This is a genomic window from Bilifractor sp. HCP3S3_D3 (assembly GCF_052063915.1).
Lineage (GTDB): Bacteria > Bacillota > Clostridia > Lachnospirales > Lachnospiraceae > Bilifractor.
This window is the reverse complement of record NZ_JBQHWP010000006.1, coordinates 83,062-106,874: the sequence shown is the minus strand read 5'-3', so window position 1 is coordinate 106,874 and position 23,813 is coordinate 83,062. Positions and strand designations below refer to the sequence as shown.

Here is a 23,813-nt window from a genome sequence, read left to right as displayed (position 1 = left end):
CTATTATATGAAATCATTAACAAAATGTCAAATTGATCCAATAAATGATCGACCGGAAATCATCTTCTTCAAAAGCCGGATATGCTCCGGCTCTGTCCCGCAGCAGCCTCCGACAATCCTGGCGCCGGCATCTGTCAGCATCTTCATCTGAGACGCAAAGGCTTCCGGCCCGAGGCTGTAAATCGCATTCCCCTTCTCGTCAATCTTCGGCATTCCCGCGTTTGGCTTCGCGATAATCGGAATACTGCAGTTCTTCGCCAGATACCGGATGATGCTCTCCATCTGATCCGGTCCGCTGCAGCAGTTCAGTCCCACTGCCGCAGCGCCCATCGCCTCCAGAACGGCTGCAGCATCAAAGATATTTCCGTCAAAAAAGCACTTTCCATCCGCGTATACGGAAAACGTGCACATCACCGGAAGGTCACAAACAGACGAAACCGCGTCCAGCGCAATCGAAGTCTCATCCGCCGACATCATCGTCTCGATTACAAAGAGATCCACGCCGGCATGATACAGAATCTCTGCCTGTTCCCGATAGATCTCAAAAATTTCCTCATAGCTGGCATCTCCTCCAGCGGAATCCGGCACCAATCCCGTGGGCGCCATATCTCCTGCCACCAGAACGCTGCCCTTCGACACCTCCTGCGACAGCCCGAGCAGCTTTTTGTTCATCTCTTCGGTCTCGTCCGCCAGTTCGAAACCGCCCAGAACCTTCCGGTTTGCGCCAAACGTCGGCGCGTAAATCACATCCGCTCCCGCTTCGATAAATTCTCTCTGAAGATTTTGAAGTACCTCCGGATGCTCCAGAACCCAGGCCTCTGTGCTGATTCCCTTCGGCATCCCGCGCAGCGTCAGATTTGTGCCTGTTGCTCCGTCAAGACAGACGATCTTGCTATCTGTAAGTTCCCTGAATTCAGTTTTGTTCATGATTAGCCTCACTTTATAGACATTGTGGTGCCCCGCTTACAGGCAGTCGATAGATGATGAACGAGATAAAACACGCTGCGCGAGTTTTATCTCGCTATCGCGACGCTCGCCGCTTCTGTGCCGCTTATACCATGTTTTTTACGACATGTCCGTTTACTTTCGAAATTCCTCCGCAAGTCTCCGGATATATGCCGGGGTAGTTCCGCAGCATCCTCCGATCACCGACGCTCCTGCGGACACAAGTTTCTTCATGGACGAAACGAACTGGTCCGGACTGATTTTGTAGACCATCTGCCCATTTGCGCCCCTTTGCGGCAGTCCCGCATTTGGCTTTGCTACAATCGGTATATGAACCATTTCGGAGACAGATGAGATAATTTCTTCCATCCCATCCGGGCCATCACAGCAGTTAATGCCGTAAGCATCCGCGCCTGCCTTCTCCGCAAGCGGCCCGCCCTCGAAAATATCTCCGCCGTAATAGGCGCTTCCGTTTTTTCGCACCGTGAGCGTGCAGATCACCGGAGCGGAGCATACGGATCTCACTGCTTCTACCGCAGTCACCGCGTCGAGCACGGACAGCATACTTTCCACGGCAAAAAGATCACAACCCGCTTCATACAGAACCTTTGCCTGCTCACGATACGCCTCGAACATTTCCTCCCGGCTCCCGGCTCCGCCGTATTCCTTCAGAATCATGCCCGTGGGCGCCAGATCGCCGGCGATCATAGTTTTCCCTTCTGCCGCGCGCCGGGAGATTTCAAAGAGTTTCCGGTTCATCTCTTCAGTATGTTCCGCAAGACCAAATCTCTTCAGCATAATGCGGTTCGCACCAAAGGTCGGTGCATAAATGATCTGAGAACCCGCCTCCACATACTCCCTCTGAAGTTTTTCCACATCATCCGGATGTTTCAGCGCCCACTCCTCCGTGCAGCATCCATGAGGCATCCCCATGCGGTAGAGATTCGTTCCCATTGCACCGTCCAATATAACGATGCCCTTCTGTGTCATCCGTGTAAAATCATTCTCTGTCATAATTCCTCTATTCATTGAACGAGATATATGCGCTCTAAAGGGTTACTCCCTGTCGCGACACTCGCTGGAAAACCAGCAGCTGCTAATAACTGTAACTACAGCAATAACCATAGCTGCAACATTTCCATTACTACAACTATGACCATAACTGCAGCATTTCCATTACTACAACTATTACTATCGCTGCAACATAACCACAATTACAACCATGATAATGCAACAGCCTGAAATCCTGCAACAATTACAGAAAAACCTTACAAGGTGTAGGTGAGCCCCTTCTCATCCAGCATTCTCCGCATATCCTCAACGGACCACGAGGTGATCTCACCGTTTTCCCGGCCTCCAAGTGCTTTTCCGTTCACTCGGATCTTTCCGTCTTCCTTGGCCAGAACCGACCACATATTTTTCAGAAGCGCGTCGGAGGTCTTCCTGCCGATCCGTTCCTCGCGGGAGCGGGCCTTCAGGTAAGCCCAGGATTCATAAGGGAGAAGGATGGTCTTTTCCTCATTCATGTCTGAAATCCTTTCTTCAATAATCATGCGTCAATATAATGCATCGATGACATCATCGATATTAATCCATCATATTCCATACAAATATTTTCTGCAAGCAGTGAAAGAAAGTCCGGCCATATATATTAGAATTGACTAATCGTGTGACAAAATGATAGTATCTACAAAACACAAAACCGTGAGGGAGTAGTTGGCATGGGCTGTGACTGCGGAAATTGATGGACCGCGGATACTTATCTTATCCCATGCAGCAAGTCAACATACTGGCCGTTTCGGCCTGGCTTGCTTTAATCGGCGAGACTCATGTAAGCGATGTTGCTGTACATGGGTCAGACTGCAGGTATATACGCCCGGGTACAGCGCGAACTGTATCCGGGCGTTTTTCTGATGGGATGAAGAGAAACAAAAACGGCCGGACGGATAGAAATGAGGAGTGGAAGTCAGGATGGGAAGTATGATGAGCTTTGTCTTAAACAGTATCTTACTCGGGGTGGGTCTGGCAATGGACGCCTTTTCGGTATCGATTGCAAATGGGCTGAACGAACCCGGGATGTCCAGGAAAAAAACCTACTGGATAGCTGCATGCTATGCATTCTTTCAGTTCGCCATGCCGATGATCGGATGGTTCTGCGTACACACGATTGCGTCATATTTCAAGGTATTTCAGAAATTCATTCCCTGGATTGCGCTGGTTCTTCTTCTGTATATCGGAGGTCAGATGCTGTTCGAGGGAATCCGGAGGATAAAAAATAAGTGCGAAGAAAATCCCGAAAACTGCGGGTGCGGAACAAAAACAGTCCTAACCAGGAAAACCCTGCTCATACAGGGAATTGCAACCTCCATCGATGCACTTTCCGTAGGATTTACGACAGCACGGTACGGAACAGCAGCTGCTTTCTCGAGCTCGCTGATCATTGCTGTTGTAACATTCGTGATCTGCATGATCGGACTTCTGTTCGGGAAAAAATTCGGTGAGAGGCTCTCGGAAAAGGCAACGATACTGGGCGGTATCATTCTGATCGCAATCGGAATTGAGATCTTCGTGACAGGGATCTGAACGCATCCATTATCATGCATTTTAACTAATAATTTATATAGAATCCGTGAATTATTCGTCAAAACATATATATTTTCCGCCAATTATGGTATAATAACAGGGTGAGTAACCTGATGATAGTTTTTATTGCGGAGGAAAAACTATGCTGACGAAAAGAGAAAATTTTTTGGAAACCATTCATGGCGGAACACCGGATCGTTTTGTGAAACAGTATGAGGCGTTGTCCTTTGTCATGAACACACCTTACGTGAATCAGTTCCCGATTATGCCTGCGAAGCCGGGGGACCCTGCGGTGAAATGTGGCTGGGGTTATTACAATGCCTGGCCGGAAGGACAGCCCGGCGCATTCCCGATGCATGATCCGGAGCATCTTGTATGTCCGGATATCACAGAGTGGAGGCGTTACGTGAAAGCTCCGGAGCTCAATTATACCGCCGAGGACTGGGAACCAACGGTCAAGGCTGCGGAAGCTGTAGACCGCAACGAGACAATGGTTACCGCATTTATGGCTCCAGGCCTTTTTGAAATGCATCATTATCTCTGCGATGTAGAACCGGCCATGATGAATTTCTATGAGGAGCCGGAGGCGGTTCATGATCTGATTGACTATATTACAGAATGGGAACTGAAATACGCGGAGCAGATCTGTGATTATATGAAGCCGGATGTCATCTTTCATCATGATGACTGGGGAACACAGAGATCCACATTTATCAGTACCGATATGTTCCGGGAATTTTTCCTGAAACCCTATCAGAGAATTTACGGATATTTCAAGGAGAGAGGCGTCCTCGTTATCCATCATAACGACTGTTATTGCGCGCCATTTGTTCCCTCCATGATTGACATGGGAATTGATGTATGGCAGGGCTGCATGTCTGTCAACAATCTGCCGCAGCTGGTAAAAGAATATGGTGAAAAAATATCCTTCATGGGCGGAATTGATAACGGCAAGGTTGACAAGCCTGACGTGACACAGGAAGAGATTGCAAAGGAGACAGATCAGCTTTGCAGAGACTGCGGAAAGCATTATTTCATTCCGTGCACAACGCATGGCCTGAATTTTTCTGTTTTCCCGCAAGTTTATGGAATGGTAGACAAGGAAATTGATAAAATGAGCAGGGAGATTTTCGGATAACCTCTGCATCTGAGAAAAACAGACATCAAAAATTTAGGCCGGCAGTCCTGGTAACTGCCGGCCCTCGATGTGTCACAGTCTTCTGACTGTGACAAACCTCACCATCTCATTTTCGAATTCCGGAAACCCGTGCCTTCATTATTCTCTCACGCTCATCTAACACCCGATCAGCAAGCTGATCGGCATCCTCACCGGTGATCTCCTGCGGTCGGGTCCGAACCATAGAGGTATGATGTCCGTTGATCTCAAATTCCTCCGGATTGTCCAATTCCTCCTCCGGGATCGCCAGAACAGTATCATCTGTGCAGAGCGCGTAGACCGTGTAGATGCCCGTTCCCTCATCCATACTAATAAAATCCACGATTTCTCCGTGCTTCCACTCCTGCCTGTGCATTACAAACCAGTTAATCACCTTGTTGTTGGTATCCTCGATGGCAAGGTCCGCCATCATTCCGTTATTTACGATCCACATCGTATTCTCATGAAATGCCTTCATGGCATCCGATATATGACTCATTGATTATCCCTCTCTTCTCTTTAACCTGTCAGCAATGCAAAGTCATCCAGATAACATTAAAGCCTGTTCTCAGGTACACATTCTCATTTGCATTACAAAATGCTGCCTTGACGCTCTCTTGTTCCTGAAGGAAGGTGGTGTCAGGTGATCGATATCCCCGGAAGGAGAAGCAGCAGAACCGTCACCACCAGAAATCCATCCAGCAGTATCAGTGCAAACGCGATCCAGCGCCAGATTACAATGTGATCCTTTCCCTCCAGCTTTGCCCTGCCCAGAAATATCCACGACATAATCGAGCATGCCAATCCCACAAATGGACTGATCAAAAGCGTCAGCATCGCAATATATGACGCGGTCACTGAATAGGCGATGACCGTATCCAGTATCATCATAAAAGCATCTGCCAGGACAAGCACCGCCGCGACTCCCATAAATATTTTTCCCTTTTTCAGATTACTCATACCGTCCCGCTCCGACTTTTCTTCTCTCCATCCTGCAACGCAGCACTTCCGTAACAGCCGCTGCACGGACTATTCGACTTATCATTTGCTATTCCTGCAAAAACCTTGTACTGACCCTGTCCACAACACCTATATAGCAATCAATGTTCAATCTCTGGCCTCAGCGCCTATATGACAACCACTGTTCAATCTTTGTCCACAGCGCCTATATGGCAATCAATGTTCAATCTTTGTCAACGACGCCATATGGCAACCGAAATACGGACTCTGTACCGCACAAACGAGATAAAACACGCTGCGCGAGTTTTATCTCGCTATCGCGACGCTCGCCGCACACGAATACTTCGCATTCGGCTGCGGCTCACTGTTCGCGTAAATAAAGCCTTCCACCATTTTACCGGCAGAAGGCATCTTCGTCAAATATTAAGTTCCAGGGTATCCACGTCTTCCGGGTTGCTGACAGGCATTCACCTTTTCGTGCTGCTCACTCGATTCCGCCCGGATTTTTCTTCTCATACAGAAATCTCTCTGGAAGACTGATGTGGAATCCCTTTGCCACCTCACGGAAATCCTCCGGGGTGATCGTCTGGCGTTTCACCGGGGTCACAGCCAGAACCTTGAGAAGGATCTCTGCAGACTTCTCAACGGTGTGCATCAGGCCGAATGTCAGGTCGAAGTCCTCTCCCGAGCAGAACATCCCGTGGTGTGCCCAGATCGCGACATCATACTTCTCCATCAGACGGCTGGTCGCGACGGCGATCTCTCTTCCTCCCGGAACCATCCACGGCACGACACCTACGCCGTCCGGAAAAACAACCGGACATTCTGTCGCGGACTCCCAGAGCTCCCGTGTGAAGATTTCATCCTTCAGTGGAAGTACAAAGGTGAGCGCGATGATGTTTGTGGTATGCGCATGGTAGATCACACGATGTCTTCCGTTTGTCACTCTCTTCTTCACTTCATGGTTCATCATATGTGCAGGAAGCTCGCTGGTCGGCCGTCCGCCTTCTACAAGGCCCCAGCGGATCCGGTAATTCTCTCCCTTGTCATCCAGCTCAATGATCGCAAGGCAGGCCTCCGGGTCTACGGCAATATTCCGGAAATATTTTCCGCTTCCTGTGATCAGGAAAAATTCCCCGGCAAGTCCGGGAACGCTGGTTCCGATTGGTGCCCAGTCTGCGTGATCATTCAGACGCGGCCGAATCTCCTCTACCTCAGACGGTTTCAGACGATAGGAAAGATTTCCACCGTTTCTCTCATGCCATCCCTGCTTGAAACCGTCATCTGCCATCTTCACAAATCCACGGACAAATTTTGTATCAAGAATTTTCATAAAATCCCGCCTCCCCATCATGCGGCACTTTCTGCCGCTGCATTTTAGTCGTTTTATGTGGTATTTGAATGTTGTTTTTATTGTTTTTATGTCTATATGATAGTTATATTCTTTGTTTTTGTCAATACAATTGCGTTGTTTTGTGTTGTTTTTGTTGGTTTGCCTTATTTTTCGGGATAGATACGATTTGTTTTGGTTAATTTTCCATTTTTACCGCCACATTTCAATCTGCGACTAGTCATTTATTGCAATGTTCCTTACAAAAAAATGAGTTGCTCTGGTCCCACCCGGTAACGAAAGTACCCCTCCTCAAAATCCGGCATCCAGCTTTCCGGACACACAAAAAGGAGCCGCTCCAGCATGCGGCTCCTTTTTATAGGAAGGAGAATCGGTATGCGCCCTTTCCAGGCTCACATACCTCATATGAAAAAGAAACAATGATAACAAGTGCCTTGTATATTTATTTGTTTCTATGCTTAACAGTATAAAGCTCAAATGTGATGAGACCTTGTTCCGCCCGTTAATAAATTGAAAACAAAATATGAACATACTGTATAAGCTCTTCGAAAACGCAGACAGGATCGTCGCACGCGAAGCGTGTGTAAGAGACTGTATGTAATTTCGAAGGCAACAGGTATGAGGATGAAGCGCGAACGCGCGAAATCCGAATACCTGTAGGATTGCGGGAGTGCGAAGCACGGAGCAATCCGTAGCTTATACAGTTTGTAGCACGACTTATCATATGAGGCTTACTGTATAAGTCCAGTCGCAATGTTCTTGGCCCACGGGGAGCTTGCTCACCGGTGGGCAAGAACATTAGCGACGACAACAGGTATGAGCATGGAGCGGTGCGAAGCAACGCGGGAATGCCCATACCTGTTAGCGGCACGAAAGCTGCGAAGCAGCGAAGTGACGCGGGGACTTATACAGTTAGCAACATAACAGCTCTTCGAAAACGCAGACAGGCCGCCTGCCGCGAAGCGTGTGTAAGAGACTGTATGCGATTTCGAAGGCAACAGGTATGAGCATTTATTTTTTCTGCACTGTCCGGCGATACCAGAACAGATACTGCTGCATGATCCCGTTGTACGGCTTATATGCATCGAAAGCAAATCCTCCCGGATACTCTTCCTCCAGAAGTCTCAGAATCCAGACGTCCTCCGGAAAGGAATCCAGTCGGTGAAAGCCAAACAGCATCACGCAATTCGCCACCTTAATTCCAACGCCATAGAGTGCCATCAGCTCTTCCTTCAGCTCTTCGTCCGGAAGCCCTTTCAGCCTGCCGAAATCTATCCTGCCATCCGCGGCATCTTCTGCAGCTCTGTGCACATACTTTGCCCGATATCCAAGACCGCACTCTGCTAGCTGTTCCCCAGAAAGCGAACACAGCTGTTCCGGTCCCGGGAAGGAATATCGTTCCTCCGCCAGCCGTGTTCCGGCTATTCTGCACAGCTTATCCACGGAAAGACGAATGGCCGGGATGTTCTTTCTCTGAGAAACAATAAACGTAATCAACGTCTCCCACGGGTCCTGGTTGAGGATGCGGATTCCTTTCCCGCAGGCAGAAGCCCGATACAGATAGGGGTCCTTCTCCGGATCTATCCTTCGACGAACCGACGAATAATCCAGCCCCAGATCAAAATACTGCCTCCAGAATGTCTCAAACTCTTCCCTGGAACAGGTTAGCTCAAGACGATGTCTATTCACTTCTTTCCCACGATCTTGTTCCCGAATCCGCACCCAGTGACTGCCGGCTATGATCTCATAACCGTCTTCTGTCTCTGTCCATCGAAAGCACTGCCCGCTGTCCGCTATCTTCTTCAGGTCAAAGTCATCCGAGATTTCTGTCACCATCTGCCTGTATACGCTCCGATTCCCTCAAATAAATATCTGTCGTTCATTCCAGGAACTTCTGTACCGGTTCCACAAATAGCATTCTTCCGCCCATACCGGGGATCTCTGTACCCATTTTCCAACAAATTCCACACACAAACGATAAAACAGCGACTATCGGTATTTCCGAGCGATATCCAGATATTCCGCATTTCCGTCGATATAGTCTTTATACACAAGCACTGGATCCTTCCCATGATACACAAGACAGATTCCGCAGCTGTCACAGTCACTGATGCATTTGAATTTTTCCCGAATGAAGGCCTCTCTTTCCTCTCTCGTGGAATTATGAATTTCCGGCGGCATCGCATTCACCCCTTAACTCTCCCGCCCTGGTAGGCGGCATTCAATTCACTGATTTCCTTTTCTCCTTCGATATACGGCCGATAAAACGCATCTACATCCCCGCCTCCCAGGTTGTCACAGCCGTTGCAGAACTCACAGGTCTGCCCGCAGACTGAAAGTGCCTGATTCACAATCCGAATTCTTTCCTCACGTGTCGTATCCTTGATTAAAATCGATTTCATGGCCATTCCTCTCTTCCTTTTATCGTACATCTCCTTTTATAACACATAACTCTGAGATTCACAATCCGACATCCCCGGTTCATGCTTGACATCCGACACCCCGGTTCATGAATGGCATCCATTCGTCCAGGAATTTATCAGGACTGCCCTTTCCTGCCAAACTTACCAGGGAACTCCCTGCATAATGCGGGCGTGCGCAGCTTACAATGCGCAGCCTCTCTGCCAAACGCACCCGAAAATTCCGGATCTTCTGCAGACCTGAAAAAAAGCACGTTCAAAGCTTCTGACTGTGCTAAAATTTTGGTGCTAAAATTTTTTCAAAAAAATTTAAAAAAGGGGTTGATTTTTTCTCAGAGGTAACGTATAATCATCTTCGTTGTTACGGAACAGCAACACAAATTCAATACAAATCAAGCGCCATTAGCTCAGTTGGTAGAGCAGTAGACTCTTAATCTATTTGTCCAGGGTTCGAGTCCCTGATGGCGCACTTATGAAGCTCTGTTTTTGGTATCGAAAGGATACCGGGGACGGCGCTTCTTATTTTTGTCCATTAAACGTTAAGCAATCGAACGAAAACCTATGAGTAAAAGGCAAAAAGGATGCCCATCAAAGCAAAAAAGCAGCGCATCAGAGTAAGAACCGATATGCACGCAGAGCCGGCGGCACCGCATGATTGCGGCACCGCCGGCTCTTGTCAGTGACGATTATCCACGGCTATCCCCGGAATTCACGCCTTGTTTCTTGTAATCCTGCGGATGGCATCCGGAGCTCCGATCACGTAGAGATGCATATCCTTCTCAAACACAAAATCCGGGTCGAGAATCTGCTCGACGTCGCCTCCCAGCTGAAAGGCAAGAATTTCGACGCCATACTCCGATCTTACCTTCAGGTCCAGAATGCTCTCTCCGACCCAGGCTGAAGGAACGGCAATCTCATAGATGCCAAGATTTTTGCTAAGCTCATTGTAATCAAAAACATTTCTCGCGCCGAACCGGACTGCCAGCTTCTCCGCTTCATCTCTTTCCGTATACACGACGTAATCTGCACCGTTATGCAGAAGAAGTTTGCGGTACATATCCCTCGCCGCTCTCGCTATGATATATTTTGCACCTGCCTCATGAAGAAGGTAGGTAACAACAAGTGCCGCCTGAAAATCTTCCTCGATCGTGACCACACACAGATCGAAATCATTGATCCCGAGCGACTTGATCACCTGCGGATTGGTGGCATCCGCAATCTGGATGTTGGGGATTCTGTCTACCACATCATTTGCCGTCTCTTCATCTTCCTCAACAGCCATCACGTTATTTCCCAGATCCTGCAGCCGTATTGCCATATGTCTGCCAAAGCGTCCGAGTCCTATAATCAGCACATTCTTCATTGCCTCTGCTCCTTCTGTCTGCGGGATCCTCCCCGCCTTCCTGCGTCACGCAATATATTACAACAATTACAGGCCGATCTCCTTATTGTAAAGGCCATTTACAGCCCTATACGATAACCTTGCCACAAGCTGTGTTACTTCACCACGAGCCTAGCTCAAAATGCATAGTTCATCGCAAGCGGGGCTCATAATGCATTACTCTCCGCAAGCGGGGCCACAAAACCGCATTCCCCCGGCCAGACGGGCAGCAATCTACATTAGCCCCGCAAGCGGACTGTCTCAACCCCGAAAAACGGATCAGCCGATGGATATTTCTTCCGCCGGATATCTTGATGCCACTCTCCGGTCTCTTCTTGTCATCGCGGTCAGCACCGTCACCGTTCCGCTGCGGCCGAAGATCATCAGCACACACAGCAGCAGCTTTGACAGCATGCCGAGCCTGGGCGTAATGCCAAGGGTGGATCCCACTGTTGCCACCGCGGATGCCGATTCGAAAAACGCCGTCTGAAAATCTACGCCCCTTTCCACTGAGGAGATGATCATAGCGACAGCTATCGCACTGAAAATATACAAAATCGCTACCGTCGCCGCTGTACTGATTGTCTCGGGATCTACGGAGCGATGGAAAGCCTCCACTTTCTTCCTCCGCTTTCCGGTCGTCCTGACACTCAGGAAAAGCACTGCCACCGTTGTGGTCTTCATACCGCCGGCAGTAGAGCCCGGTGAACCACCGGACAGCATCAGCATGATCATCAGAAACTGAGCCGCTGTCGACATCGCGCCGAGATTCATCGTGGAAAAACCTGCCGTTCTGCAGGTCACAGACTGAAACAGACTGCCTGCGATTTTTCCACTCACAGACATGGACTCAAAATCCGGATTGCCAATCTCCAGAAGAAAAATTCCGATGGCTCCCCCGAAGGTCAGAATTGCGGATGTCGTAAGAACGATTTTGCTCTGCAGCGCAAGATTTCTGAAATGAAATCTGTGATCAATCAGATCCCTCCACACCAGGAATCCGAAGCCGCCGAGACTGATTAAGGCCATAATAATGATCACAACGTACCAGTTGCTCTCACACATGGCCAGTGAGGAATTCGGCGTGTACCTTCCCATAAGATCGAAACCGGCATTGCAAAACGCCGAAACCGAATGAAAGATACTGCTCCATATGCCGTCCCAGAATCCCTGCCTCGGCACAAAATAAATGGAAAGAAGCGCAGCTCCGGTTCCTTCCACAATCGCTGTTCCCTTTACCACAAACTGGGTGATGCGCACGATTCCGCCGACGGCAGGCGCCGCAATCGAGTCCTGCTGCAGCCTTCTGGAATGAAGTCCGATCTTCTGACGGGCCGCCATCATCATCACAATGGCAAAGGTCATGAATCCGACGCCTCCGATCTCCATCAGGATCACCAGGACAAGCTGTCCGAAAAACGTCCAGGTGCTAAATGTATCAAACCGGATAAGGCCCGTCACACAGGTTGCCGATGTTGCCGTAAAAAAGCAGTCCGAAAACGGTATCCTGGCACCGGTCTTCGACGATATCGGCAGCCAAAGCAGAAACGCACCAACCAGAATCACAAGGACAAAGCCGACCGGTATGATCTGCGTCGGTGTAAGCATGTTCCAGAATCTTCCCAGCTTTGCAGACAGCGACTCACTGTCTTCCATATCATAGTGACGTATACCCTCACCCATTTTTCTCAGTCTCCTCCTCAGCAGAGCGGTCATTCCACTTTTATGTCTGAAGCAGCGCGCCCCTTTTCGCTACTGTCTCTGAAGCAACGCGCCCCTTTTCGCTACTGTCTCTGAAACAGAACGTCCTTCCGATACTGTCTCTGAAGCAGGGCGCTCCTTTCCGCTACTGTCTCTGAAACAGAACGTCCTTCCACTCCGATGTCTGACAAGCTATCCTACAACGCGATGAAGAGGAAAAAATAGCCGAAACAAATAATCTGTTAGCCGTTTTCCAATTTTTTCAGAACCGGTGTGTACAAGTACGCGCACGCGAAACCCGGAAGTGTGAAGCCGATGAGGATAACCAGAAATCCGATCCGGAAACCAACTCTCCAGATCACGTAGAGCCAGGCCGCATGAATTGCCACCATACCCAGCGTCCTCGGCAGATATCCGACAGCCAGTGCCGCCGCATTGCGGAATATCTGTCCAAACGTATTTTCAAACCGGGCGATCAGGACAAAACTGTAGGACATATGCGCCAGAAGAAGCAGCGTCAGCCCGGCAATGATTACACGAAAAATCATCTGATCATACCCGAATGATTTCAGCATCGTCCATTCCAGCGCAATCAGCCCTCCAAAAAACAGATCGAGTGCCCACATCCCGGTCGCCTGTTTGAAATTCTCCTTAAACGCTCTGAAAAAGGATTTAATAATGTAGGATTCCTCGTTCCGGACCATCTTCAGAAGAACACTGTGCATCGCCGCAAGAGAAGCCCCGATGGTGATCAGCGGAATGCTGCACAGCACCGTCAGAAGATTCAAAAGTACCAGATCAAACACTCTGGTCAATCCTCTCATGACCGGTCCGTCCATATTAAAAAATTTGTCCATACCTTCATCCTCTAATAAGTGTCATACCGCTCGTACTTATGAATCCGCCGACGCGCTGCCTGTATAGGTAAGTCCCAGCGTCTTCATCGCCTGACGATCCAATTCTTCCAGACTTGTATAAGGCTCTACGTATTTCTTAAGATACTCCTCCAGGCAGAGATTTTCATCATACATAACCTTTGCCGCGGTCATCCCGACATATCTGTAATGCCAGGATTCATAGACAATCTTCGTGATGTCCTGTTTTCCCTCCGGATACCGGAGTACATAGCCATATTTCCAGCAATTTTCATGAAGCCACTTCTGAACCTCTTCCTGATCCTGAGAGCTGTCGATCGCAGTGTTGTGCTCACATCCGATATCCGCCGCCAACGCTGTTTCGTGCTCACTTGTTCCCGGAACTGCAACGCTCTCCGCCGCCATGGCTCGTGCATCTTCCTCGGAGTATCCGCCGCTGACATACACGTTTGTCATGCTCTCGAAATCCAGAATCTGCTGGCTATGTGTCCGATACCCGGAAACCACGAGAGGATCGTACCCCGCCGCCCTGCAGTCGGTCAGCATCTGCTGAAGCTGTTCGGCACATCTTGAATCGGTTTCCTGCCCGTTATCAACCATCGTAACCTGCGCTGTATATCCATTCGGATAAGGATGACTGCTGTTCACCAGAATGAGAGCCCAGTTGTCTGTCGTATTGTACTTGGCAGGGTCCGGCTTCGCTGCCTCTGTCGGTGTCGTTTCCGCATCTTCTGCCGCGCTGTTTTCCATCGTATCCGATACCGATTGCGACGTCGATCCGGAGATCACCTGCGGTCCGGATTCCTCCTTTGCGCTGCTGCCTCCGTTACCATTCACCTCAGCAGTCCGTTCTCCATGAATCTGAATAAGAATGTACCCTCCGAGTATGATAATCAGTGCAATTCCAACCACAAGCACCATCTTTAGTATTGTATCCAGTCTGTTATGCCTCACCTGATCAGTTCCTTTATCTTATCTTCAATATACTTTGTCGTGTAAAAAATGATTTCGTAATGGAGAATTTTAATAGAATTTTTGTCCCAGAGAAAACGAATGCTTGCCGGGAACTCCTCATCGGAATCCCAGTACTGGAACCAGACCTTCAGAAACGGAAAAACCGGAAGCAGGTAACTCACATCACCGCCCTTGCAGGGCAGCCCTCCGAGCGACTCACACGCCTTTCGGATCTCGCCTGTTTTTCCCTCAAAGGGACGAATCACATCGGGCTGATGAAGCTTTCTTGCATGTCCGGCACCGACAATTCCTCCCATCTGCGCCAGCGTCTCCCAGTTTCCGGCCATCTCCGGAAATTCTTCATTCACGTCCGAGCAGCAGAAAACATCGTAAATCGCCATGACGATATCATGCTCCGCCGGCTTCATGCTCCCCCGGCACGTAATCGTCCCAAGCTGCCGGCTGATCTGATAATCCTGTCCCAACACCTTTATAAAGAAATAGTTCTCATCGCTTTCCAGCTCATATTTGTGAATCAGCTTTTCCTGATCCAGCGTGAGGAATTCCTTTCGGGACTCCTCAGACATCGCGTCATAATTACCGCACATTTCTATTCCTTTCTATTCCTATCCATTCTCCCTCCGAATGCGATCCCTCTCTGTCTTCCCGCGCGCACAGGTTTGTCACTTCACCGGTTTTTACCCGCTCCTTTCTTCCTCCGAATGCGGTTCCTCTCTGCCTTTACCGCGCGCACAGGTTTGTCACTTCACCGGGGGTTATCCGCATACGTTTTCTCAGCCTCACTGTCATCGTCCGCATGCCGTTTCTCCGCGTCCAGTGCCTGAAGGATTCTGCTGTAATGAAGGAAGTGTCCGGACTCGCCGATTCTGCGGATTTCATCAAACGGAACGACCCGGAATCCTTCTGTCTCTTCCTCCTGCGGCACGACATCCTCTTCAGAGAAGTCCATGTGGAAATGGTAAATATCGGTGAAATAATTATCACCGCCCTCCGGATCCGTGTTCTGATAGGAATATACGCATCCGCCATCTGCCTGGGAGACGTCCAGACCGGTCTCCTCTCTCACCTCACGGCACACCGCCTGAAACGACGTTTCCCCGGCACGGACGCCTCCCCCGGAAACCTCCCAGTCGCCGGCTGCCCATTTCTTGTTCTTCTTCCTCTGCGTGATCAGAAATCTGTGATCCGGCCGCTCGACCAACGCAATCACAACCAGCATATATTCACCGGGCTGCAATCTGTACGCTTTACGGGGAACCTGTCTTCCGGTTTTCTCTCTGTCTGAATTATAGATGTCGATATATTCCATATTCTTCCGCTCCATACTCTGTGCGTCCTTATCATGCGGACTCCGGTTCCGGCGCCGCTTTATCTCCCGCTGCGGGTTCGTAATCCGAAAGATTTCTGTCTGCGGCTACGCCTTTGTAATCCGGCAGATTTCTGTCTCCGGCTACGGGTTCATATTCCGGCGGTTTTCTCTCACAGATCCCTGATTCCATCTCCCTGTTTCCTGAAAATCACCCGGAACATTAGTATAACACATCTTTTCGCATATCATACCGTAAACGTGAACCGCCCGCAAGCCGAATGACAGTATAAAACAGGCCCTTGCCTGAATCTTCTCCAGGCAAGGGCTTCCATATTGGATTTCTTTGACTTTTTGTGACTTTGACAGGCCTTAGCCCGCAGCATTTTTGTCGTAATAAACGCCCTCGGTCTGCACCGGTGCCGGAGCGGGTGCCAGCGTGTACCCCGCTGAATAATAAATGATCACCGGCTCTCTCACCGATACCAGATTATAGATCTGAGCAGCTGCGTCAAGCGGAAGATTCAGACATCCATGAGAGCCGTTTGCGATATAGATATCTCCTCCGAACGCCCCTCTCCAGGTTGCGTCATGCATGCCGCATCCGGAATATGTAAACGGCATCCAGTAACTTACCGGCTGCGTATAGGTATAGTAGTTTTCCTTGCCGGCAATCTGATCTCCGAGCAGCGTGGCATCCTTTTCCTTATTCAGAAGCATAAACGCTCCCTCCGGTGTGTGATAGGATTCATTCATTGTTCCGGATACACAGTCAGTCTCGTAAGCCACCTGACCATTGACGTATACCCAGATATGCTGCCGGCTCAGATCCGCCTCGACGTAATTCTGTCCGAATCCGTTGTTGTCATCCGGAGATGCATACGCCGTAACACTGTATACCGGCTCCCTGGTCGTAACCGCCCCGCTGTTCAGTTCGTCGGTCAGCTGAGATATTTCTGCTGACTGGTTCACCTCGTAGCCGTAGTACCCGGTACCCTTGATGGTGACGTCCCCGATTCCCGTTGCATGGAAGGTCCGATCAGCGTTGACCGTGTCGGTATCCGCCGCCAGCTGAGCCACATAATCCGCGATATGCTGGTTCCACGCCGCGTCGTCCTTCGTCCAGGAGCCATCCGCATTCTGCGTCAGCCAGTTCACCGTCGTTGATCCGTCAAGTGTGCGTGTAGATGTCGGAAGGGTATACGTGATGCTTGCGCTGACCGCCTGATTCAGGGCAGCAAGCTGCTGATTCAGAGCTTCATTGTCCGCAGAAATCTCCGCGTTCTGATATATCCCGTCTGTTGTCGTTAGATCCAGTTCATTCTGACAGCCGGACACCGCGCTCTCCACCGCGCGCAAAACTGCTCCCTTATCCAGTACCGTGCCGTCCGACTGGGGCGCGATCGCAAAACCGCTGTCCGTTTTCTCGATTCTCGCGTTTACCGGCTGCGTCATATTGGCATCCTGCATCTCCGGAAAGTTGTTCACCATGTTCTGGAGGTCCGACACCTTGTAGAGAAAATCACCGTTTGGAGTTGTAACGGTGCGCTGCTCCGACTCATCCGTGCTGTCCGCATCCGAACTCACCCTGTCTGTGAAAATACCCCGGATTACTTCCTGTCCGTTCCGGAATTTCACGGTAAGACTGTAGTCCTCACCAGGTGTTTTCTTCAGCTCTGTCTCCTCCGGACCTGCCGATTGTGTGTCCGAAGCTTCAACAGAAAGAGCTGCTACGCTTCCAATAGATTTATGATTGTGATTCGAGCTCCCCGCTACCTTTCCTCCGATAACGAACAGACCACACAAAATTCCTATCGCTGCGATCAGACACACAAGCGGGAGAACCAGTCTGCGATACCGTCCTTCAGATTTCCTTTTGTTTGTCCCCATACGAATTCCTCTTATCCGTTCCGAACTCTTCTTTATAAAGCTCTTCTTTAATAAAACTATTCTTTATAAAACTATTCCTTATAAAATAAATAAAGAATATTCTATCTTCTGCAGGTCTCACCAGCTTCAGGGTCTTTCTGTATTCCGTCCTGAAACACGTATTTTCAATATTATAAATCTCTTCAGCCTTCCCGTCTATCCTGTAGACACTTTTTATACATAATGTATTTCTCAATGTACCTTTAATTGTTATTATATAGTGTGTACTATACAGTGTAGTACACACTATGTCAATCCCGTGTCATGAACTTTCTTTTTCAATAATTCAACGATCGCAACATCAACATCATATCTTAAATACACAAATGAAACCTTTTCCATTCGCAGTTTCGCTGTGTGTTTATATGGAAAGTATGCACGCGCAAAATACCCGATACGATTTTTAAAAAAACGCTTGCGCGCAATTTAATTTTGTGATACATTGTAATTGTTCAATACAGGCAATACAAAAACTTATCAGCGAATACAGATAAACCACAGGAGGAATAACACCATGGTGAAAATGATCAATCAGAACGATTTCGACGCGGAGGTAATGCAGGCAAAGGGTCTTGTCGTTGTAGATATGTACGCGGACTGGTGCGGTCCCTGCAAAATGATGGCTCCCGTTATGGACAGCCTCTCCGAGGATTATGATGATGTCAAGTTTGTAAAGATCAACGTAGACAATAATCCGGATGTCGCTGCAAAATTCGGCGTACAGAGCATCCCGAACTTCGTATTCATCAAGGACGGCCAGAAGGTCGATCAGGTGGTCGGCGCAAGAGACTCTGAGAGCTTTGAGGCAATCATCGACAGGAATAAATAATAAGTCGGATCTGGAACTTTTGCCGGACTGTGATCATCACAGTCCGGCGTTTTTTGTCCCATGCTCCTCGCTCTGACTGACGCTCTCGTTGGAACTGCAACCATCACAGTCCTGCGTTTTTGTCCCATGCTTCTCGCCCTCCAACAAGCTTCAATTGATGTCTGAAAAAGTTTTTTTAAAAAATTAGCACTCACCTATTGACAGTGCTAATAACCGGTGCTAGTATACATAATGTCAGAAGAAAGCAGATGATAATCCAAACAGCATAGTGACTGAGAGGGGATGAAGAAAAACCATCCGATTCTGAGAAGTGCCGCAAGGAATCCACTGCAGCTCTTCTGTTAGAAAATAAATGTGAAATTACATGAACTCATTCAGAGAAACAGGCATTTTCGAAACGGAACGAATGAGCAGAAGGAGGAATGACTTATGATGTATATGCCAAGTATTTTCAGAAATGATTTTGTAAATGATTGGACAGATGATTTCTTCCAGGCACCGTTTTTTGAGGAAAATGGAGTGATGAAGACAGACATCAGGGAAGACGAAAAGGGTTATGACTTTACGGTTGAGCTTCCCGGATTCCGCAAAGAGAATATTTCCCTGAGCCTGAATGAGGGTGTTTTGAATATAAAGGCCGTGAAGGATTCCAAGGAAAAGGACGAGAAGGAAAAGGACGGCAAAATCATTCGGATCGAGAGATACAGCGGGAATATGGAGCGCAGTTTCTATGTCGGCGATGAGGTTTCCGAGAACGACATCACTGCAAAGTTCGAGAACGGCGTTCTGAATATTCATATCGCGAAAAAAGAACCGCAGACTCCTGAACCGAAGAAGATTGCGATAGGCTGATCACTGATCCGTTCAGACAGCTGAAAGCAGTGTCAGACAGGGTCAAGCGACACCCGGAAATCAAGGAAACGAGATAAAACACGCTGCGCGAGTTTTATCTCGCTATCGCGACGCTCGCCGCACACGAATACTTCGCATTCGGCTGCGGCTCACTGTTCGCGTAAATTTATAAGCTGTCATGTCACTGAGAGATTCAGTCGGCGTGACAGCTTTTTGAGAATACAGAATAAAAATTTTCATCCATGCAGGCATGAGGCAATATATCACAGCCGCATCACGATGAACCGAGGGAATAAATAATCAGAGGCGTATAATATATGAGCATAGCATTAAACAGAAGGGGTATGAAATCCAGGAGAGGAAGAAGGTGAGATAATTATGAAGAAGGATTTTTACGAGGTGCTTGGTCTTCCCAAGGGAGCGGATGAAAACGCGATCAAGAAAGCCTTCCGTCAGCTGGCAAAGCGCTATCACCCGGATATGAATCCCGGCGATAAAATGGCCGAGAAGAAATTCCAGGAGGTCAATGAAGCGTATGCTGTCCTCAGCGATCCCGAAAAGAAGCGGATCTATGATAAGTGTGGCATGGCTGCATTTGAGAATGGCATGGATCCGAAAAAATATGAAGAGGCATATGATGCGTACGGCGGCAGAAGCGATTTCGGCGGCGGCAGGGCCGGGGCTGAAGATTTCTTCCGCAACTTCACAGGGGGAAACGGCGGAACGAGCTATAGTTATCAATCCTACGGCCCGGATGGCAGGAAATATCAGTCCTTCCATTTTAACGGAGATGGCGCAGATGACATCTTCGGCCAGATGTTCGGAAATATGTTCCACGGCAAAACCGGAGACTCCTTTAGACACGGCCGTGCCTCTGAAGGTTATTCATCCGGATCAGGGTTCAGCGGCTTTGGACAGGACGGAACCGGTGGATTTTATGAAGGCATGGACAATGCCGACTACGACCTTCATTCAGAAATCACCATCGGCTTCATGGATGCGGTCAACGGATGCAGCCGGAAGGTACAGCTTTCTTCCCCGGATGGCCATGTAAGCACTCTGGAGATCCGCATACCGGCAGGCATCGAAGATGGCAAATCCATACGTCTGAGAGGTAAGGGCCATCAGAAACCGAATGGTGCCAGTGGTGATCTGATCATCAAGGTTAATGTTCAGAATATGCCCGGATTCGAGCGTAAGGGAAATGATTTGTATACAACCGCAAAGATTCCATACACGACAGCAGTCTTCGGCGGCGAGACCGAGGTTCCCGTACTCAACGGAAGAGTCGTGTGCAGAATTCCGAAGGGCACACAGTCCGGAAGCAAGATCAGATTGAAAGGCAAAGGCGTAAAAGATATGAAAGGCGTCTGCGGGGATGAATATGTCACGATTGAGATTGCGGTTCCAAAGGTTCTCACGCGCGAAGAACAGAAAGCACTGAAGGCATATCAGGCCGCGGAGAACCGAAGCGGCACAGCCGCTTCCGGTGACTAATCCAACCCGCAGGAACAAATCTGACCATGCACAAAGAACAAAGGAGACAGACCGGATCCGCATCCGTCCTGTCTCCTTTAATTTACGCGAACAGTGAGCCGCAGCTGAATGCGAAGTATTCGTGTGCGGCGAGCGTCGCGATAGCGAGATAAAACTCGCGCAGCGTGTTTTATCTCGCTTTTACTCCTCGAAGATACACCCGGATCTTCTTTACGTTACACCCGGATCTTTCCGTTACACCCGGACCTTTCCATTACACCCGGATCTTTCCGTTACACCCGGATCTTTCTGTCGCATTCAGAGTTTTTCTCTTTCCGGGGCACTGCGATGAGCTTACAGATCCGGTTTCCTCTGGCTGAGAATTTTTTCTCATATTCCGTCATGATATTTCCCTGATTCATCTCCGGGTCATTGTGAAGATCAAAGGTATACTGCAGAAGCTTCCAGCCGTTTTCACGAATCTCTTCCAGCGAAAAATCAAAGAGCTGCCGGTTATCGGTTTTGAATTCCAGCCGTGCTTCCCTGCTCATGATTTTCTCGTAAAGTTTCAGAAATCCGGACGATGTCAGACGTCTCCCCGCGTGACGGTCCTTCGGCCACGGATCCGAAAAATTCAGATAGATCCCGTCGACCTCCCCCTCTCCAAATACCTCTGTCAGTTGTCTTGCGTCCATCCGGAGAAAACGAAAATTGCAGTTCCTCATCAACCCCGGCCTTTCCTTCACATCTGCGGATAGGCCATGAACATTCTCCGGATCTGCTCCTGCCCGAATTCTCGCTCGCATCTCCGCCTTCTGAACCGCCCGGAACAGAACGCTGTCATACATCTCGATTCCGATAAAATTGCGGTCCGGGTACGCCTCCGCCATATCCATCAGAAAATGTCCCTTTCCCATCCCGATCTCAATATACAGCGGCTGTTTCTTCTCAAAAACACCGTCCCACCTGCCACGGAAATTCTCCGGATTCTGTATGCAGTACTCACTGCTGCGAATCACATCCGCAGCACCCGGTATATTACGCAGCCTGCTCATCTATTTTCTCCTCCATTATCCTCTGTATCCGCTTCATCAGCTTCACCTTTATCTGCTTCATCTTATCTGCTTCACCTTATCTGCTTCACCATTGTCTGCTTCACCTTTATCTGCTTCGTCTTGATCTGTTTCATCTTTATCCACACCCGCTTTATCCCCATCCGGCATCCACCTGCCCTGCATCGAATCATCTGGTTCTCCCGGCGAACCCCGCCGCACAATCCAGCCCTGTCACAGTTCTCCAGCCGGGAGGTGACTCCATATACACTCCATATAGCCCCATATATATGTACAAATTACATGTGTGTGAACCTTCGGACGTACCCGTTTTCAAAAGAGCGACACCATGTATATGTACGAATTACAGAAACGATTCCATATTTTGTCAGATTTTTTTGAGGATCACCACACAATTCAGAGATAGGGAATCTAATAGTTTCACTATAGAAAAGTCAAGGCTTTTTCACGGGTTTTTCCGGATTTTGGATATTTTGGAGATTGTTCACAAAACATCTGTTCACGATTTTCTCTTATGTAACCATGTAATTTTCCCCACATTTTTGTTGATAATGTGGATAACTTCGTGGATAACTCTATTTTATGCGCCTTTCCGGCCTTCTGAAATGTTGATTATTTTGTGAATGAAAATCTCAGCTCAAAGAAATTTTTCATCGCAGCTTCTTCAATTTGTGCACTTTTTTATCTGGGGTTTATCAGGAGAATTTTGTATACAAAAGTGGCAATACATTTTCAGATTCTGCCGTAGGCTTGTGCCAGATTCCGGAATGCCGGCAGGCTTCTTCGGATCTGATCTGTCGTCACACAATAGGCAATCCTCACATATCCGGGCGTGCCGAAGCTGTCCGCCGGAACAAGCAGAAGCTCAAAATCCTTTGCTCTCTCACAGAATGATACCGCATCCTCCTCCAGAGCCTTCACAAACAGATAAAACGCGCCGTCCGGATGAACACAGGTGTACCCATATTCCGTGAGAGCGTCATAGAGAAGATCCCGGTTCGTCCTGTACACAGACAGATCCGCGACCTGTCCGACGCACCTTTCGATCACATGCTGGGCAAGGCTCGGCGCACAGACATATCCCAACGCACGGCCCGCTCCCGCAACTGCCGCATACAGATCCGCTGCCTGATCCGCCTCATCGGGAATCAGAATGTAGCCGATCCGCTCGCCCGGCAGGGAGAGCGATTTGCTGTAGGAATAACATACCACTGTGTCCCGGTAATATTTTGTCATATACGGAACCATGATCTCCTCATCATACACAAGCTCACGGTACGGCTCATCCGTAATCAGATAAATCGTATGCCCGTACGCCTGCTCCTTCTCCGCGAGAAGAGAGGCCAGCTTTTTCACAGATTCCTCACGGAACACGACACCGGAAGGATTATTCGGGGAATTGACAAGAACCGCCTTCGTCTTATCTGTAATTACTGCATCCAGATTATCAAAGTCGATCTGGAAAGTCTCCGGATCGGTCGGAGAGGTGACCAGCTTTCCTCCAGAAGTCTCGACAAACACACGGTACTCCGGAAAAAACGGGGTAAACGTAACAAACTCGTCCCCCGGCTGAACCATTGCAGTTATCGTAATCTTCAGTGATGCCGCCGCTCCGCACGTCATATACAGATTAGACGCTTGAAAAGAGGTACCGAATCTTCGATTCAGATCCTCCGCGATCGCACGTCTTGTATCCAGATCGCCCGATGCCGAGGTATAACCGTGAAGCCAGATATCATCATGTGTATCAATCAGGTTCTTATACGTCACATTCACATCCGCCGGAGCCGGAACATTCGGATTTCCGATGCTGAAATCAAACACATTCTCCTCTCCGATCTCAGCCTTTCTTCTCTTGCCATACTCAAAAATCTCACGAATCTTCGAAGGTGCTTTCCCCAGCTGTTCCATCTGTGTGTTAATCATTGTGCTGACCTCCATTTTCTTATATACACACATTTCCATAAACGCATATTCTTATTTATTTTATAAGCAGAAATT

General features: G+C 48.8%; 24 protein-coding genes and 1 tRNA gene. 6 read left to right on the top strand and 19 right to left on the bottom strand.

What is annotated here, in order from left to right; genetic code table 11:
* Positions 1 to 27: 27 nt before the first annotated feature.
* The 3 genes from ACTNDI_RS05305 to ACTNDI_RS05295 form a co-directional block, all read right to left on the bottom strand.
* Positions 28 to 927 (bottom strand): homocysteine S-methyltransferase family protein, encoded by a 900-nt coding sequence (locus ACTNDI_RS05305; RefSeq protein ID WP_441099714.1) that lies wholly within the window; start codon positions 925 to 927, stop codon positions 28 to 30.
* A 153-nt stretch (positions 928 to 1,080) separates the two neighbouring features.
* Positions 1,081 to 1,959 (bottom strand): homocysteine S-methyltransferase family protein, encoded by an 879-nt coding sequence (locus tag ACTNDI_RS05300; RefSeq protein WP_441099713.1) that lies wholly within the window; start codon positions 1,957 to 1,959, stop codon positions 1,081 to 1,083.
* Positions 1,960 to 2,213: 254 nt separating this feature from the next.
* Complete coding sequence (locus ACTNDI_RS05295) at positions 2,214 to 2,471, bottom strand: hypothetical protein (RefSeq protein WP_441099712.1); 258 nt, start codon at positions 2,469 to 2,471, stop codon at positions 2,214 to 2,216.
* Between the two features lie 445 nt (positions 2,472 to 2,916).
* Between ACTNDI_RS05295 and ACTNDI_RS05290 the strand changes: the two genes are divergently transcribed.
* Together ACTNDI_RS05290 and ACTNDI_RS05285 are read left to right on the top strand one after the other, a co-directional pair.
* Positions 2,917 to 3,528 (top strand): manganese efflux pump MntP, encoded by a 612-nt coding sequence (locus tag ACTNDI_RS05290; RefSeq protein ID WP_441099711.1) that lies wholly within the window; start codon positions 2,917 to 2,919, stop codon positions 3,526 to 3,528.
* Positions 3,529 to 3,670: 142 nt separating this feature from the next.
* On the top strand, positions 3,671 to 4,666 hold the full coding sequence (locus tag ACTNDI_RS05285) for a uroporphyrinogen decarboxylase family protein (protein ID WP_441099710.1): 996 nt from the start codon (positions 3,671 to 3,673) through the stop codon (positions 4,664 to 4,666).
* A 106-nt stretch (positions 4,667 to 4,772) separates the two neighbouring features.
* Here ACTNDI_RS05285 and ACTNDI_RS05280 read toward each other — a convergent pair whose 3' ends face one another.
* The 5 genes from ACTNDI_RS05280 to ACTNDI_RS05260 form a co-directional block, all read right to left on the bottom strand.
* Positions 4,773 to 5,183 carry a hypothetical protein gene (locus ACTNDI_RS05280; RefSeq protein ID WP_441099709.1) on the bottom strand — a complete coding sequence of 137 codons (411 nt, stop codon included), beginning with the start codon at positions 5,181 to 5,183 and terminating at the stop codon, positions 4,773 to 4,775.
* 140 nt (positions 5,184 to 5,323) lie between these two features.
* Positions 5,324 to 5,644 carry a hypothetical protein gene (locus ACTNDI_RS05275; RefSeq protein ID WP_441099708.1) on the bottom strand — a complete coding sequence of 107 codons (321 nt, stop codon included), beginning with the start codon at positions 5,642 to 5,644 and terminating at the stop codon, positions 5,324 to 5,326.
* 484 nt (positions 5,645 to 6,128) lie between these two features.
* Positions 6,129 to 6,977 carry a rhamnulose-1-phosphate aldolase gene (rhaD, locus tag ACTNDI_RS05270; RefSeq protein ID WP_441099707.1) on the bottom strand — a complete coding sequence of 283 codons (849 nt, stop codon included), beginning with the start codon at positions 6,975 to 6,977 and terminating at the stop codon, positions 6,129 to 6,131.
* Positions 6,978 to 8,006: 1,029 nt separating this feature from the next.
* The gene (locus tag ACTNDI_RS05265; protein ID WP_441099706.1) at positions 8,007 to 8,831 is read right to left on the bottom strand and encodes a DNA-3-methyladenine glycosylase family protein; all 825 of its coding nucleotides are present in this window, start codon (positions 8,829 to 8,831) and stop codon (positions 8,007 to 8,009) included.
* Between the two features lie 350 nt (positions 8,832 to 9,181).
* Positions 9,182 to 9,403: a hypothetical protein gene (locus ACTNDI_RS05260; RefSeq protein ID WP_441099705.1), complete on the bottom strand. Its 222-nt coding sequence runs from the start codon at positions 9,401 to 9,403 to the stop codon at positions 9,182 to 9,184.
* A gap of 408 nt (positions 9,404 to 9,811) precedes the next feature.
* On the opposite strand from ACTNDI_RS05260, the gene ACTNDI_RS05255 reads away from it, so the two are divergent.
* Positions 9,812 to 9,884, top strand: a tRNA-Lys gene (locus ACTNDI_RS05255).
* 240 nt (positions 9,885 to 10,124) lie between these two features.
* On the opposite strand, the gene ACTNDI_RS05250 is transcribed toward ACTNDI_RS05255, so the two are convergent.
* The 9 genes from ACTNDI_RS05250 to ACTNDI_RS05210 form a co-directional block, all read right to left on the bottom strand.
* On the bottom strand, positions 10,125 to 10,778 hold the full coding sequence (locus ACTNDI_RS05250; RefSeq protein WP_441099704.1) for a potassium channel family protein: 654 nt from the start codon (positions 10,776 to 10,778) through the stop codon (positions 10,125 to 10,127).
* A gap of 297 nt (positions 10,779 to 11,075) precedes the next feature.
* Positions 11,076 to 12,479 carry a TrkH family potassium uptake protein gene (locus ACTNDI_RS05245; protein WP_441099703.1) on the bottom strand — a complete coding sequence of 468 codons (1,404 nt, stop codon included), beginning with the start codon at positions 12,477 to 12,479 and terminating at the stop codon, positions 11,076 to 11,078.
* Positions 12,480 to 12,739: 260 nt separating this feature from the next.
* Complete coding sequence (locus ACTNDI_RS05240; RefSeq protein ID WP_441099702.1) at positions 12,740 to 13,354, bottom strand: YesL family protein; 615 nt, start codon at positions 13,352 to 13,354, stop codon at positions 12,740 to 12,742.
* A gap of 36 nt (positions 13,355 to 13,390) precedes the next feature.
* Positions 13,391 to 14,326 carry a M15 family metallopeptidase gene (locus ACTNDI_RS05235; RefSeq protein ID WP_441099701.1) on the bottom strand — a complete coding sequence of 312 codons (936 nt, stop codon included), beginning with the start codon at positions 14,324 to 14,326 and terminating at the stop codon, positions 13,391 to 13,393.
* Positions 14,323 to 14,934 (bottom strand): DUF3786 domain-containing protein, encoded by a 612-nt coding sequence (locus tag ACTNDI_RS05230; RefSeq protein ID WP_441099700.1) that lies wholly within the window; start codon positions 14,932 to 14,934, stop codon positions 14,323 to 14,325. Before ACTNDI_RS05230 ends, ACTNDI_RS05235 begins: the two co-directional genes overlap by 4 nt.
* A gap of 158 nt (positions 14,935 to 15,092) precedes the next feature.
* Complete coding sequence (locus ACTNDI_RS05225; RefSeq protein WP_441099699.1) at positions 15,093 to 15,671, bottom strand: NUDIX hydrolase; 579 nt, start codon at positions 15,669 to 15,671, stop codon at positions 15,093 to 15,095.
* Positions 15,672 to 15,687: 16 nt separating this feature from the next.
* On the bottom strand, positions 15,688 to 15,846 hold the full coding sequence (locus tag ACTNDI_RS05220) for a hypothetical protein (RefSeq protein ID WP_441099698.1): 159 nt from the start codon (positions 15,844 to 15,846) through the stop codon (positions 15,688 to 15,690).
* 179 nt (positions 15,847 to 16,025) lie between these two features.
* Entirely contained in the window at positions 16,026 to 17,543 is a 1,518-nt protein-coding gene (locus ACTNDI_RS05215) for a L,D-transpeptidase family protein (RefSeq protein WP_441099697.1), read from the bottom strand.
* On the bottom strand, positions 17,518 to 17,778 hold the full coding sequence (locus tag ACTNDI_RS05210; RefSeq protein ID WP_441099696.1) for a hypothetical protein: 261 nt from the start codon (positions 17,776 to 17,778) through the stop codon (positions 17,518 to 17,520). Before ACTNDI_RS05210 ends, ACTNDI_RS05215 begins: the two co-directional genes overlap by 26 nt.
* 252 nt (positions 17,779 to 18,030) lie before the next feature.
* Between ACTNDI_RS05210 and trxA the strand changes: the two genes are divergently transcribed.
* From trxA to ACTNDI_RS05195, 3 genes are all read left to right on the top strand, one after another.
* On the top strand, positions 18,031 to 18,411 hold the full coding sequence (gene trxA, locus ACTNDI_RS05205; protein ID WP_441099695.1) for a thioredoxin: 381 nt from the start codon (positions 18,031 to 18,033) through the stop codon (positions 18,409 to 18,411).
* Positions 18,412 to 18,840: 429 nt separating this feature from the next.
* Positions 18,841 to 19,263, top strand: a complete 423-nt coding sequence (locus tag ACTNDI_RS05200; RefSeq protein ID WP_441099694.1) for an Hsp20/alpha crystallin family protein — start codon at positions 18,841 to 18,843, stop codon at positions 19,261 to 19,263.
* Positions 19,264 to 19,641: 378 nt separating this feature from the next.
* A complete protein-coding gene (locus tag ACTNDI_RS05195) occupies positions 19,642 to 20,760 on the top strand; it encodes a DnaJ C-terminal domain-containing protein (protein ID WP_441099693.1) in 1,119 nt (372 codons plus the stop codon).
* Positions 20,761 to 21,032: 272 nt separating this feature from the next.
* Here the strand turns inward: ACTNDI_RS05195 and trmB are convergent, their stop codons facing one another.
* Entirely contained in the window at positions 21,033 to 21,794 is a 762-nt protein-coding gene (gene trmB / locus ACTNDI_RS05190; protein ID WP_441099692.1) for a tRNA (guanosine(46)-N7)-methyltransferase TrmB, read from the bottom strand.
* A 750-nt stretch (positions 21,795 to 22,544) separates the two neighbouring features.
* Entirely contained in the window at positions 22,545 to 23,738 is a 1,194-nt protein-coding gene (locus ACTNDI_RS05185; protein WP_441099691.1) for a pyridoxal phosphate-dependent aminotransferase, read from the bottom strand.
* Between the last annotated feature and the right edge of the window lie 75 nt (positions 23,739 to 23,813).